Genomic DNA, 13203 nt, shown 5'->3' on the forward strand with positions numbered 1-13203 from the left:
TTTGTTGTGCATTTGAGTTGATCAGGTTTTTCTAAAAATCTAGCTTGGCGAGCGAGGCCTTGGTTATTTTCTCCCATTCTGCTTTTTGTTGTGCTGCTCTTATTTTATCTTTTTCGTATTTCTCGTTAGTGGTCAGGTTGAGCTGATAATCGTAAATCTTGCCTTTTTTGGCATTTGGGTGTAGAAAACTTTTAAAGTAGGTGGCGAAATCAGAAGCCTTGTAATTACTCATTACAGAATTGTCTACTTTTTTGTTATCAATCCAAATTCCGTAAATGGTAGGGTCACTCCAATTGTCTACAATTTCTTGTGTGAGTTCAAGTCTTCCGCGGAAAGGGGGGGATGGTAAAGTCAGGGATTTTAAGGCTTCAACTTGCTCTGCCGATAAGTCGTCCATCTTCTTAATGATCGGCTCCTCATTCTTCCTTAAGAAAACGACTTTGTTAACATCATAAATAACTCCTTCATATTTGAACCCATTTCCAAAATTTACAGCAAAGTTTCGTTCTTCTAGGTCGTATAGTGCAGCGTTCTTTGGGTCTGTTATCTTTCCGTTTTCTATTATTCTAGGAGGCGCGAGCCTGTTCGTGTTGTTTTTAGCTTTCGTGGGCGGTGCAGGCTTGCTGGTATTGTTCTGCGCTTTTGTAGGTGGGGCAGGTGTGCTCGCATTGGCTTGGGCTTCTTTAGTAGGCGGAGCTGGGCGAGTCATTGTGAAGTAACCTTTCGGGTCAACCCTTTCGCCATCTTTGATTACCTCATAATGAAGGTGCGGGCCTGTGCTCATTCCTGTGGTACCAACTTTTCCTATGAGCTGTCCTTTTTCTACCTTATCACCCACCTGAACATCCATTTCACTGAGCTGCGCATAAAGGGTTTGGTATTGATTGTCATGCTTAATTTGAATGTAGTTGCCGTAACCACCTTTTAGAGATTCTACCTTTTCTACTGTACCGGAGGCGGTAGCGATTACTGGCGTTCCCGTTTTGGTAGAAAAATCAACACCTAGGTGCATTTTCTGTTGCTTAGAAATGGGGTCTTGTCGCATACCAAAACCAGAAGTCATTCTTGAAATATCACTTTCTGCAAGCGGAAGTAATTCTGGTTTGTTCTCCTGAAATAAGGAGTTTTCAATGGTGTAAATAAGCTCATTCGCATTACTGCCTATAATAGCTTCGGCCTTAGTTTTTAAACTGAAGCAGAGTGTGGTTACCACCAGGAGCGGCAGCAAAACAGCTACACGTACCAGAGCAGCCATTTTAGAGGTTTGTTGTGTCATCATTTTGAATCTTTTTTTTGTTAATGAATAATTTGAAAGACAGGCCAAGTTCATTTCTGTACTGTGATTGCGGTTGGCAAACTTCAGCAACAGGCGCTGATAAGTAGCGATGTCGTTAAACTTGCCAAGCACCATCGCATCTGCTAAATACTCATGGTTCAGCCGAATGGCCTTGGCATAGAAATAATACATTGGATTGAACCAGAACAGCACTTGAAGCAACTCTACCAATAGAATGTCTAATGAATGTCGTTGCTGTGCATGGCCTAGTTCGTGTGCTAAAAGTTGTTCCCTCAAAACCTCCTTTTCATAGTCTTCATTATGCATGAATATGAATTTCAAGAAGTTATGAGGGATGGTAGGCTGCCGAAGAAGCACCACTTCGGCCAATTTGTAAGGAACTCGAGTATTCTTTCTAGCCTTAGAAAACAGCTCGTAAATGTTCCGTCCGAAGCGGATCACCAGAATTAAGGCAACTATTAAATAAAGCCCCCCAATTGCCCAAGCCGAATAGTTGATGCTCGTTTTAGGTTTTACTTCTGTGAATTCCGATGGACTAACTGCTTCTGGAATCATCGCCTGCTCGTTGGCTACTACTTCGTAAAGTGTCTCTGAAATCATTTCTCCAGTTGGGATTATGATTTTGTCGGAGCTGATCTCTAGGTTCAGCCAAGGAGTGGTCAATGAGAAAACCAAAGCAAAGAGTAAGTAAAACCTTTTTACTCGGTGCAGCGCAGTTTGCTCTAAAACCAGCTTATAAATACCAAAGAGTACTAATAAGCACAAGAAGATTTCGAATAAGCCCGCAATCATTGTTTCTTCTTTATTTGTTCGTCAATCACCTTTTTAAGGTCTTCCAATTCCTCCGTAGTCAAATCCGTTTCGTTGGTGAAAAACGAGGCAAACTGAGTGCTTGAATCATTAAAGAAGTCCTTGATAAACCCTTTGAGGTGTTGCGAAAAATATTCGCTTTTACGCACCAGCGGGTAGTATTCTCGTGAGTTTCCAAAGAGTTTGTAATCCACAAAGCCCTTGTCATTCATTCTTTTTAATAGCGTGGCCACGGTTGTGGTGGCAGGCTTTGGTTCTGGGAACTCTGTGAGCAAATCTTTCATGAAAGCCTTTTTCAGCTTCCACAAATAATTCATGAGTTGTTCTTCGCTTTTTGATAAATTCATGCTCTACTTGTTTAGAGTGTGCTCTACAAATGTAGAGTAATAATTGTAATTTCCAAATTCTTGGTAATCGCGAGATATAATCACAGAATTGATACTTAATCCAAAGCCTTTTATATTTTTGCTACATGCACATCAATCTTTTCGATCCGCCCCAAATCAGGGAGAATCTTCTTCCCTTTACTTTTACCAGACCAGTGGCCTGCATTCGCATAGGGATTCTGACTATTGCCGAAAAGTGGGAGAAATATGGCTTTCACATTGGCTTCGAAACCCAAGAGTATTTGGGAAAGAAGTTTCAAGCCTTGCCAACAAACGTAAAGGTGAATGGCGCATTGTGTCCGTCAAAAGAATTATCTGAAGCAATTTTGGCTTTAACCGCAGATGCTAAACTGGTGTCAGAAAGCACGGTTTTGGCTGTTTCAGGAAACGGATTGGAAGAAGTGACTTTTGAAGGCATGTTTAGAATGATCAACCAGCCTTGGGAAATCTTCCAATTCAATAAAGAACAAATTGAAGCTGATTATGCCCTAATCACCAAAGGCAGAACTTCTCAGCCAATCACCGACCCGCATACAGTGGTTTATGGCAAGGAAAACGTGTTTTTGGAAGAAGGTGCCAATATTCGCGCAGCCATTATCAATGCTGAAAATGGCCCGGTGTATTTCGGTAAGAATGCGCAGGTACATGAGGGAGCGATTATTAGCGGAGCCTTTGCTTTGTGCGAGGGATCGCATGTAAATATGGGTGCAAAAATTAAAGGCGATAGCACGGTTGGTCCTCATTCTAAAGTGGGAGGCGAAGTGAGTAACTCCGTTATTTTCGGCTTTACCAACAAAGGGCACGATGGCTTTTTGGGTAATTCAGTGATTGGCGAATGGTGTAACTTAGGTGCTGACACCAACACTTCCAACCTGAAAAATAACTACGCACCCGTTAAGCTTTGGAACTACACCAGCGAACGTTTTGTGCAAACAGGCTTACAGTTCTGTGGATTAATGATGGGTGATCACGCCAAATGTGGTATCAACACAATGTTTAATACGGGTACGGTAGTGGGTGTTGGTGCCAATGTTTTTGGCGCTGGTTTTCCGAAAAACTTTATTCCTTCTTTCTCTTGGGGTGGTGCTTCCGGTTTAATTACCTTCCAGTCAAGAAAATTTTACGAAGTAGCCGAAGCGGTAATGCAACGCAGGGGCTTGACTTTTGATGATACCGAAAAGGAGATCATCGACCGAATTTTTGAAATTACTACCCATTACAGAACTTGGGATAAAAAATAAACATGCGTTTTCAAGACATACCCGGTTTAGAAGAAGTTAAAAATAAGCTCATTGAAGCCGTTAAGGTAGATCATGTGGCGCATGCACAGCTTTTTTTAGGAGCGGAAGGCTCAGCCAACTTACCAATGGCGCTGGCTTTTGCAGCCTATTTGAATTGCGAAAACAAGCAAGAGAGCGATGCTTGCGGAGAATGCTCATCCTGCACAAAACAGGCAAAGCACATTCACCCCGATGTGCATTTTGTCTTCCCTACTTCGGCAACACCCAAAATAAAAAGGGAAGACGCTACCAGCGAAAAATTCTTGAAAGAGTGGAGGGATTATCTTCAAAAATCACCTTACGGAAACGTAAGTGACTGGAGCTTTCACTTTGGTTGGGAAAACAAGCAGTTGATTATTCCGCGTCAGGAAAGCCGAAATATCATCACCAATCTTTCGCTTAAGGCTTTTGAGGGTAAATACAAGGTAATGCTCATTTGGCTGCCCGAGCTGATGAATAGCAATGCGGCCAACGGAATTCTGAAAGTATTAGAAGAGCCACCTGCTAAAACCATTTTCCTAATGGTATCGAATGATGAGAATAAGCTGCTCACCACCATTCGCTCTAGGGTTCAGTTAATGAAAATCCCTTCATTTACGGATGAAAATATTTCTTCAACTGTAAGTAAAGTAGAAGGAACAAGTGCAGAACGTGCACAAGAAATTACCTATTTGGCCGAAGGCAATATGCGCGAAGCCTTACATTTGGTGCAGGGAGGCCAAGACGCCATGGGCGTTCAGTTTAAACAATGGATGCGCTTGTGTTTCACTTTCGATTTTCAAGCCTTAGTTAAAATGGCCGATGAATTTCAGAGTGGGGGAAAGGAGTTTCAGAAAGGATTGCTCAATACAGGAAGCAAGGTGATGCGCGATACGCTGATTCATCAGTATGAGGTAACCGAACTGGAACGGATTCCCGATGCTGAAAAAGGTTTCGTGGCTAACTTTGGTAAAGTCTTTAATACTGAAAAAATCGCTGAAGCTGTCCCGAAAATAGAAGAAGCTGCTTATCATATAGAACGAAATGCCAATCCTAAAATCCTCTTCCTTGATTTATCTCTAGCGATTGCCCAAATTGCACGTTCTAAAAAGTAGAATGTCGAAACCGTTACAGCTTATTGGAAGGCAAGATTTTATTCATTTGCCAGAATTTGGATTAAAAGGCGTAGCCGCTAAAGTGGATACTGGTGCCTACACATCCTCTATCAATTGTTCCAAAGTGAAGCTTACTAAAGTGGATGGGGTACCGACTTTAAATTTCCAATTGTCAGGAAATAAAATCCATGAAAAGAAGGCTAGGAAGTTTTCCACAACTACATTTAAGAAGAAGAAAATTCGCAGCTCAAACGGAGTAACAGAAGAGCGTTATATTATCAAAACATCGGTGGTAATAATGAAGAGGCGCTTCAATACAGAATTCTCATTATCAGATCGTAGTAAGATGAAATTCCCTGTCCTATTAGGACGTAAGGTGCTCACCAATCGATTTATAGTTGATGTTAGCCAAAAAGATATTTCGCTAAAATTGACATCAAAAAACATTAAGGCCGACAGTGCCGAATAACCAATAACCCAGAAAAAATGAAGATTGCAGTGCTCTCTCGAAACTCAGCCCTTTACAGTACAAAGCGGTTGGTACAAGCGATTGAAACTAGGGGGCACGAGGCCGTCATCCTCGATCACTTGAAGTGTGACCTTGTTATTGAAGATGCAGGGCCAGCCGTGTACTACATGGGTGAAAAAGTGGAGGGGATCGATGCGGTAATTCCTAGAATTGGGGCTTCGGTTACTTTTTATGGAACAGCAACGGTACGTCAGTTTGAAATGATGGGTGTTTTTAGCACCACCGATTCTCAGGCCATTGTTCGTTCTAGAGACAAACTGAGATCGATGCAGATTTTGGCTGGGGCAGGTTTGCCAATGCCTAGAACGGCTTTCACTAATTATTCTAAGGAAGAAAAGTCCCTGATAGAGCATGTGGGTGGAGCTCCTGTGATTATTAAATTATTAGAAGGTACTCAGGGTTTGGGGGTTGTTTTGGCCGAAACGCGAAAAGCTGCCCAATCAGTAATAGAGGCTTTTCACGGCCTAAAAGCTAGAATTTTAGTACAAGAATTTATAAAGGAAGCCAAGGCTACCGACATACGTGTTTTCGTAGTCAACGGAAAAGTAGTAGGCGCTATGCGCAGAAGAGGTATGGAAGGCGAATTCCGCTCGAATCTTCACAGAGGAGGTTCGGCAGAAGTCATTAAACTTTCGAGATTAGAAAAATCTGTAGCCATTAAAGCAGCCAATGCCATGGGGCTTTCTGTGGCAGGTGTAGACATGTTGCCATCATCAAGAGGGCCTTTAGTGTTGGAGGTAAACTCTTCACCAGGCTTGGAAGGTATTGAAAAGGCTACAGGTGTAGATATTGCAGGAACCATCGTTGAATTTATTGAGAATAATCAGCCTAAGAAAAGAGGCGCGAAAGCAAAATTGAATGCTTAAATGAAGATTAGAATAGGTACGCGAGGAAGTAAGCTGGCGCTTTGGCAAGCTTACTTTGTGGAGGATAAGTTGGTAGCCGCTGGAGCAGAAACCGAAATTGTCACCATTGAAACTAAAGGAGATAAAATCTTAGATGTTTCTATTTCCAAAATAGGGAGCAAAGGGGTTTTTACGGAAGAAATTGAAGAACAGCTGGCCGATGGCAGTATAGATATAGCCGTACATAGCGCTAAAGATATGCAGTCCTCTCTTCCAGAGGGTTTTGAATTGATTTCTTTTTCAGAAAGAGAATTGGCCAATGACGTATTGGTTAGCAATAATAAAGAGGCTTCTCTAAAGAACAGAGATTTGGTCATAGGCACCTCTTCCACTAGAAGAATTGCTACATTAAAACACTTTTATCCCCATATCAAAACGGTTCCAGTACGCGGAAACCTCCAAACCCGAATTGCTAAAATGGAGGAAGGCGTATGCGATGCATTATTGCTTGCTTATGCAGGTGTACACCGAATGGGTTATGAAGATAAAATTGCTCAGAAACTGAGTTTGACGGAGTTTACACCTGCGGTTGGTCAGGGGTCTGTCGCCATTGAGGTGCACAAAGGACTGAGTAAAACCAAAAAGGACTTGGTGAGAAAAGCACTTAACCACAAGCCTACGGAGGTTTGTCTTTTGGCTGAACGCTCCTTTTTGAAAACCATGGATGGGGGATGTTCAATCCCTGTTTTTGGTTTGGCGCAAATCAAAGACGATAGCCTGCAAATGACGGGAGGAATAGTGAGCCTTGATGGGAAGGAAATGATCCGTAAAGTGTTCATAGGTAAGCTAAAAGATGCAAAATCAATAGGACAAAAACTTGCGGAAGAAGTATTATCTTCGGGCGGAGATCGCATATTGAAATCTATAAAAACCGAACTATCTATCGAATGAAAAACTATCTACAGCTAGCCACAATGGCCTTGTTAATTGCGGTGATTACTTCTTGTGGAGGAACAAATTCCGAGAAACTATCGGGCAATGATTTTTTGGTCACCATCAAAACCGACATGGGTGAAATGAAGGCCATTCTTTATGATGAAACCCCGAAACACAAAGAAAACTTTATCAAACTAGCTAAAGAAGGCTTTTTCGATAGCCTTTTGTTTCACAGGGTAATGACCGGTTTTATGATTCAAGGCGGAGATCCTAATTCAAAAGGTGCCGAATCTGGTGCTCGTTTAGGTTCCGGTGGACCAGGTTATACCATTCCTGCGGAGTTTGTAAAAAGCTTTTTCCATAAAAAAGGAGCCTTATCAGCAGCTAGACAGCCTGATCAAGTGAACCCAGAGAAATCATCAAGTGGAAGCCAGTTTTTTATTGTGCAAGGCAGAGTGTTCTCTGAACAAGAAACAGGTATTGACATGCAGGCTTTGTCGCAATCGATATCCAATTTGAGAAGGAACGACCCTGATAACCCTTTAAATCAGGAGTTGGAAGATTCTTTTAACGAAGGAGGAGACGAGTCTTTCAGAATTAAAGCAATGGAATTAGCAGATAAGCTCAGTGAGGCAACTGGAATTACGATAAAAATGCCTGAAGAAAGAGTAGGGGCTTACACTACACTTGGCGGCTACCCTCCATTGGATGATGAGTATACGGTTTTTGGTCAGGTAATTCAGGGCTTAGAAGTGATTGACTCAATTACTACGGTTGGAGTTGATCGAAACAATAGGCCTTTTGAAGATGTGCGCATGTACATTTCAGTAGAAGAAATGCCAAGAACTGAAATAGTGAAAAAATACGGACCAGTTTATCAATAATTAGCGATGAAAAAGACCTTTTTAAACTTAGCTTTCTTACTTACTTTCAGCCTGTTTTTTTCAGCCTGTGATACGGAAATGGATGAGGTAGTGGTGATTTCAACTCCTTACGGAGACATGACTGCGGTTTTGTATGACGATACTCCACTACATAAAACCAATTTTTTGAGTTTGGCCAAAGAAGCCAAATATGATTCTGTGATTTTCCATAGAGTCATTGAAAATTTCATGATTCAGACAGGAGATCTTTCAACAGGAAACCAGGAGAACGATGCTGATTATAGAATTGATGCAGAGTTTCTTCCAGAGAAATATATCCATATAAAAGGAGCTTTGGCTGCTGCGAGAATGGGAGATAACGTTAACCCACAGAAGCAATCTAGTGGGTCTCAATTTTATATTGTCGATGGCGAAGTGTACGATCAGGAAGGCTTAACGACCAGAGCACAAAGAAGAGAATTTTTGAAACTCAATGGTTTTTTTGATCGCATGCGCAAAATGGATAAATACATTGAGTTGAATGAGAAGTATAATTACCATGTAACCAAGTATCAGGAAGATACCACCTACAATTTTGAGGAGGCACAAAGAAGCTTAGTTTTTGGTTCGAAGGAGTTGATTGAACAGGAATTTGGCCCGCAAGTAGATCCAGGTTTTACAACACAGCAAGTGGAAGCTTATACCACCATGGGTGGCGCACCACATTTAGATGGTGAGTACACAGTGTTTGGCCAGGTGGTCGAAGGTTTGGGTGTAATTGATAAAATTGCAGCTGTAGAGACAGGCAGAAGAGACAAGCCAACCCAAGAAGTTAGAATGACCATTTCTGTGGTCGAAATGTCGAAAAAAGAGATCACGAAAAAATACGGAATAGAATACCCTCAAAAGGAGAAATGAAAATATTAGTCACAGGTTCCAATGGTTTACTTGGCCAAAAGCTGGTCAAGCTTATTTTAGATGAGGGAAACCATCAGTTGGTGGCGACTGCCAGAGGAGCCAATCGACTGCCTATTCCAGAAGAAAAATATCAATTCCAATCCCTTGATATCACTAATCGTGATCAAGTACTTGAAGTAATCGCAGAGCACAAGCCCGAGGTTATAATTCACACTGCAGCCATGACCAATGTGGACCAATGCGAGTTGGAAAAAGAAGCCTGTTGGGATTTGAATGTAACTGCCGTAGAGCACATTGTTGAAGCTTGCGAACTGTACAATGCCTTTCTAGTACACCTTTCTACCGACTTTATTTTTGATGGAGAAAGTGGCCCTTATGATGAAGAGGCTGAAGCCAATCCCATTAGTTATTATGGAGAAAGCAAGCTTGCAGCCGAACGTATTTTAGAAGACAGTAAAATTGATTGGGCCATCGCTCGCACCGTTTTAGTGTATGGTATTGCACATGATATGAGCCGTTCTAACATTATTCTTTGGGTGAAAAATAGTTTGGAAGATGGCAAAGAAATCAAAGTGGTGGATGATCAATTGCGAAGCCCCACTTTAGCAGAGGATTTGGCCAAAGGCTGTTTGTTAATTTCGGAACAAAAAGCGAAAGGTACATTCAATATTAGTGGTAGTGATTTACTTACGCCTTATGAAATGGCAATTGAGACCGCCAAGTTCTTCAGCTTAAATACTGCCACGATGCAAAAAGCAGACGCTTCAACTTTTACCCAAACCGCCAAAAGACCACCAAAAACGGGCTTGTTAATAGAAAAGGCCCGCACCGTTTTGGGGTACGAGCCTCATACTTTTAGCGAAGGGATAGCCATTGTTTCAGAACAAATAGCCAGCCGTTAACTTTAGACTTATTCTTCTAAACCTGCATCAGATTTTTTCTTATCAGATTTAAGCGCGATCATTAGGAAGGTGATAAAACCTCCGAAGGTAATCGTTAAACATATGATCATTCCTATTATTGCTGCTTGACTCATTTTTTTACGAATTTTTTGTAGAACCACCCATTAAATACAATGGCAACGATGAGGGCAATGGCCCACTGTGTTACGATTGAAGCATTACTAAACGTATCGAACACATTCCAATTACCGTCCGCATCGAACCATGGATACTCACTGTATCCTTGATCCATCCACCAGTAGACCAAGAAAAGTCCAGCAAAAAAGATGAAATAGATCATCGCAGAGAAGTATTTAGCAGAGACTTTGAAATCTGAATTATCATCAATAAAGTCTCGCTTGAATTTAGCTGGACCGTAACGCATAATGAGAAATGAAATAAAGATACCACTCACCAATAGGCCTACGCCCCAAACCCAATCTTGATTTTCGAATATTGCGAGGCTCCATGCTGAAGGGAAACCAATGATAAAGCAAGCTGCGCCAGTAATTAATGCGGCTCGTTTTTTAGATATACTATAGTCGGTTAAGTTCTTAATGATTAATTGCATCATTGGCAGTATAGAGCTAAAAGCTGCCATGGCAAATGCACCAAAGAAAATCCAAGATAAGAAAGGTCCTCCAGTCATTTGAGAAAAGAGCTGAGGGAGAACTGTAAATACTAAAGCTGTATTCCCACCATGTAAAAAATCAATGGCTTCACCCGATGTTGCTGACATTGCAAATACGGCTGGTAAAATTGCCATGGCTGCCAATAGGGCTGCCGAATTATTCCCAAAGGCTCCTAAGAATGTATTAAGTGTAACATCTTCTTTCTTTCGTGAAAATGAACCAATGGTAATCATTAAACCCCAGCCTGCCCCAGTGCTCCAAGCGGAGTCAGTAATGGCTTGAATCCAAATATTTGGGTCTTTGAAGAGTTCGACATTAATCGTAAATAAGTATTCAAGCCCTTCAATTCCACCTGGCAATTGAATAGCAAAAGCTGCCACTATCATGAGTAGAATAAACAGGGTTGGGATAAGTATTTTGTTTACTTTCTCTAGGCCTTGTTTAATTCCTTTTCCCAAAACCCATATGGCTATGGCGATTGTAAACATATAACAAACGACTGCCTGCCAGCTGGAGTTAGATAGTTGAGCCCAGAAATTATCCATGTAGTGGACATCAGGATCTGCGAACTTTGCATTCATAGTTCCTGAGCCAAAAATATAGTCTATTAAGTTCTGAGTATTGAGTAGGAAATACCTAAAAGACCAACCTGTTACTACTGAGTAATAAAAGGCAATTCCCATCGTGACAAGCGTAACAAATACGCCCATCCAATTAAATCGTTTGCCCCCTAATCTGCCTAGAGCACCTATGGTTCCTTTTTTATAATACTTACCTATCGCCAGTTCGGCCATAAGCAGCGGGATGGACCATACAACTAGGAAGAACATCCATAAAATAATGAATGTGCCACCGTACTCTCCAGCTATTCTCGGAAAGCGCCAAAGGTTACCAGCACCTATGGCCATCCCTAGAGCGGCTAAAATAATTCCCCACCGATTACTAAATTCTTCTGGTTTTTCTTGCGTGCTCAATTACCTGTAAGTTTTGTTTAAAGTTTAAGAAAAATCGTTTTTCCAGCCCAACAAGGTAGTTTTTTGAAATTAAAACCCAAGCCTTAGACTGATTTTCTATTCTAAAACTTGACTTGCGGTAAATCTGGTTTTATTAATTAGTCTGCCGTAGGTGTCTAACCGCTAGGTTTTTAGGTGGAAAATTCTCAATATTCTACGTTAATTTTTTCAACACTCAACTCAATTTTTAAGATTATGGCGGTTAACGTTAGTAATGAGGGCAGAGGTCAATGGGGATCCAAATTTGGGTTTATCATGGCTGCTGCCGGTTCAGCTGTCGGGTTAGGGAACATCTGGAGATTCCCTTACATCACAGGTCAGAATGGAGGCGGAGCCTTCGTTTTGGTTTATTTGCTTTGTGTAGTCCTTATTGGAGTGCCCTTGCTCTTTACAGAAATGGGCTTTGGCCGGTATACAAAGAAGGGTACCATTGGTGCATTTAAAGATACGGGTGCCAACCCTATCTTTATGGGCTTAGGTGCCATTATGGCTTTGTTAGTGAGCTTTTTTGTCCTTTCCTATTATGGGAATATTGCTGGTTGGACGATTGGCTATATTTTCAAATCGCTAAGTGGTAGTCAAGTTCCTTTCGAAGAATTTGCCGCCAATCCAATGAACACTATCCCTTTAATGGGCTTGTTTACATTAATTACGATTCTGATTGTCCGGAAAGGAATTTCCGGGGGGATTGAAAAGGCAGCTAAAATATTAATGCCTGTTCTCTTTTTACTCATTCTCATTGTAGCGATTAGAAGTATGTCGTTAGAAGGCGCAATGAAAGGGGTGGACTTCTACTTAAATCCAGACTTTAGTAAAATTACAGGTCAGACATTTCTGGTGGCCTTGGGTCAAGCTTTCTTCTCGATGAGTATTGGCTGGGGGATTATGATTACTTACGGCTCATATTTGCCTAAAACGGCCAATATTGTGAGCAGTGGTGTTTGGGTTGGTTTTATGGATGCTGGTGTGGCTTTGCTTGCTGGCTTTATGATTTTCCCTGCGGTTTTTGCTTTTGGAAAAGACCCTGCCGCTGGCCCAACTTTGGTATTTCAGGTGCTTCCCGATATTTTTAGCCATATGCCTGGAGGAGCAATTATAGGGGCATTCTTCTTCTTATTACTTATGGTAGCTGCGCTTACATCTTCTATTTCTATGTTAGAGGTGCCCGCTTCTTATTTTATGGATGAGAAAAAATGGAGCCGAAACAAATCGGCTTGGGTAGTGGGTATTTTACTTTTCATTGTGGGAATTCCCTCAGCGCTTTCGCAAGGGGGCTCAGCATTTTTCTCAGAAATGAACGTTACAGTTTTCGGATCGACCTACACTGGCTTTCAAGATATTCTCGACTTCTTCTTCGGCACCTTCTTTATTGTGGTAGTGGCCTTGGTGACTTGTATTTATGTGGCGTGGAAAATGCCAATCAAGAATATCGTTTCTGAAATTGATATGGGAGCACCCGGCTGGAAACCCAACACATTTGCTTCAAATGCCTTTGTGTTTTTCATCCGTTACGTATGTCCGCTGGTTATACTCATTGTGCTTCTCAATATGATGGGCGTATTTGGCATTTTTGGTGGAGGTGGCTAATCGAAGCTTAACGCATTGTAGGAAAATGGCACTGTAACAGGTTCCATTTTTTGTTTCCGTTGATCAGAATGC

The 13203-nt window shown here is 41.5% G+C and carries 13 protein-coding genes; 9 read left to right on the plus strand and 4 right to left on the minus strand.

Going from position 1 to position 13203, the window contains the following annotated elements; translation table 11 throughout:
- Positions 1-31: 31 nt before the first annotated feature.
- Positions 32-2089, minus strand: coding sequence for a peptidoglycan DD-metalloendopeptidase family protein (locus tag VOI17_RS15025; protein WP_323758045.1), 2058 nt, complete (start codon positions 2087-2089; stop codon positions 32-34).
- Complete coding sequence (locus VOI17_RS15030; protein WP_323758046.1) at positions 2086-2454, minus strand: BlaI/MecI/CopY family transcriptional regulator; 369 nt, start codon at positions 2452-2454, stop codon at positions 2086-2088. The genes VOI17_RS15025 and VOI17_RS15030 overlap by 4 nt, the downstream gene beginning before the upstream one ends.
- 125 nt (positions 2455-2579) lie before the next feature.
- Here VOI17_RS15030 and VOI17_RS15035 point away from each other — a divergent pair, with 125 nt between their 5' ends.
- Genes VOI17_RS15035 through VOI17_RS15070 form a run of 8 tightly spaced genes read left to right on the plus strand, consistent with a single transcriptional unit; the run spans position 2580 to position 9860 of the window.
- Complete coding sequence (locus VOI17_RS15035; RefSeq protein WP_323758047.1) at positions 2580-3734, plus strand: GlmU family protein; 1155 nt, start codon at positions 2580-2582, stop codon at positions 3732-3734.
- Between the two features lie 2 nt (positions 3735-3736).
- The gene (locus VOI17_RS15040; RefSeq protein WP_323758048.1) at positions 3737-4867 is read left to right on the plus strand and encodes a DNA polymerase III subunit delta; all 1131 of its coding nucleotides are present in this window, start codon (positions 3737-3739) and stop codon (positions 4865-4867) included.
- A 1-nt stretch (position 4868) separates the two neighbouring features.
- Entirely contained in the window at positions 4869-5336 is a 468-nt protein-coding gene (locus VOI17_RS15045; protein WP_323758049.1) for an ATP-dependent zinc protease, read from the plus strand.
- A gap of 17 nt (positions 5337-5353) precedes the next feature.
- Complete coding sequence (gene rimK, locus VOI17_RS15050) at positions 5354-6262, plus strand: 30S ribosomal protein S6--L-glutamate ligase (protein WP_323758050.1); 909 nt, start codon at positions 5354-5356, stop codon at positions 6260-6262.
- Positions 6263-7192: a hydroxymethylbilane synthase gene (gene hemC, locus VOI17_RS15055; RefSeq protein WP_323758051.1), complete on the plus strand. Its 930-nt coding sequence runs from the start codon at positions 6263-6265 to the stop codon at positions 7190-7192.
- Entirely contained in the window at positions 7189-8061 is an 873-nt protein-coding gene (locus VOI17_RS15060) for a peptidylprolyl isomerase (RefSeq protein WP_323758052.1), read from the plus strand. The genes hemC and VOI17_RS15060 overlap by 4 nt, the downstream gene beginning before the upstream one ends.
- A 6-nt stretch (positions 8062-8067) precedes the next feature.
- Positions 8068-8958 carry a peptidylprolyl isomerase gene (locus tag VOI17_RS15065; RefSeq protein WP_323758053.1) on the plus strand — a complete coding sequence of 297 codons (891 nt, stop codon included), beginning with the start codon at positions 8068-8070 and terminating at the stop codon, positions 8956-8958.
- Positions 8955-9860 carry an NAD(P)-dependent oxidoreductase gene (locus VOI17_RS15070; RefSeq protein ID WP_323758054.1) on the plus strand — a complete coding sequence of 302 codons (906 nt, stop codon included), beginning with the start codon at positions 8955-8957 and terminating at the stop codon, positions 9858-9860. Before VOI17_RS15065 ends, VOI17_RS15070 begins: the two co-directional genes overlap by 4 nt.
- Before the next feature lie 8 nt (positions 9861-9868).
- On the opposite strand, the gene VOI17_RS15075 is transcribed toward VOI17_RS15070, so the two are convergent.
- Both VOI17_RS15075 and VOI17_RS15080 read right to left on the minus strand, forming a co-directional pair.
- Positions 9869-9994, minus strand: coding sequence for a hypothetical protein (locus tag VOI17_RS15075; protein ID WP_323758055.1), 126 nt, complete (start codon positions 9992-9994; stop codon positions 9869-9871).
- Entirely contained in the window at positions 9991-11505 is a 1515-nt protein-coding gene (locus VOI17_RS15080) for a sodium-dependent transporter (RefSeq protein WP_323758056.1), read from the minus strand. Before VOI17_RS15080 ends, VOI17_RS15075 begins: the two co-directional genes overlap by 4 nt.
- Before the next feature lie 234 nt (positions 11506-11739).
- On the opposite strand from VOI17_RS15080, the gene VOI17_RS15085 reads away from it, so the two are divergent.
- The gene (locus tag VOI17_RS15085; protein ID WP_323758057.1) at positions 11740-13131 is read left to right on the plus strand and encodes a sodium-dependent transporter; all 1392 of its coding nucleotides are present in this window, start codon (positions 11740-11742) and stop codon (positions 13129-13131) included.
- Positions 13132-13203: the final 72 nt, after the last annotated feature.

Origin of the sequence: Roseivirga sp. (assembly GCF_034669765.1) — a bacterium.
Lineage (GTDB): Bacteria > Bacteroidota > Bacteroidia > Cytophagales > Cyclobacteriaceae > Roseivirga.

Coding starts and splice junctions, on each gene's coding strand:
- VOI17_RS15060 (WP_323758052.1), top strand. CDS start 7,189: ATGAAAAACTATCTACAGCTAGCCACAATGGCCTTGTTAATTGCGGTG.
- VOI17_RS15045 (WP_323758049.1), top strand. CDS start 4,869: ATGTCGAAACCGTTACAGCTTATTGGAAGGCAAGATTTTATTCATTTG.
- VOI17_RS15065 (WP_323758053.1), top strand. CDS start 8,068: ATGAAAAAGACCTTTTTAAACTTAGCTTTCTTACTTACTTTCAGCCTG.
- VOI17_RS15075 (WP_323758055.1), bottom strand. CDS start 9,994: ATGAGTCAAGCAGCAATAATAGGAATGATCATATGTTTAACGATTACC.
- VOI17_RS15070 (WP_323758054.1), top strand. CDS start 8,955: ATGAAAATATTAGTCACAGGTTCCAATGGTTTACTTGGCCAAAAGCTG.
- VOI17_RS15025 (WP_323758045.1), bottom strand. CDS start 2,089: ATGATTGCGGGCTTATTCGAAATCTTCTTGTGCTTATTAGTACTCTTT.
- VOI17_RS15085 (WP_323758057.1), top strand. CDS start 11,740: ATGGCGGTTAACGTTAGTAATGAGGGCAGAGGTCAATGGGGATCCAAA.
- rimK (WP_323758050.1), top strand. CDS start 5,354: ATGAAGATTGCAGTGCTCTCTCGAAACTCAGCCCTTTACAGTACAAAG.
- VOI17_RS15035 (WP_323758047.1), top strand. CDS start 2,580: ATGCACATCAATCTTTTCGATCCGCCCCAAATCAGGGAGAATCTTCTT.
- hemC (WP_323758051.1), top strand. CDS start 6,263: ATGAAGATTAGAATAGGTACGCGAGGAAGTAAGCTGGCGCTTTGGCAA.
- VOI17_RS15040 (WP_323758048.1), top strand. CDS start 3,737: ATGCGTTTTCAAGACATACCCGGTTTAGAAGAAGTTAAAAATAAGCTC.
- VOI17_RS15030 (WP_323758046.1), bottom strand. CDS start 2,454: ATGAATTTATCAAAAAGCGAAGAACAACTCATGAATTATTTGTGGAAG.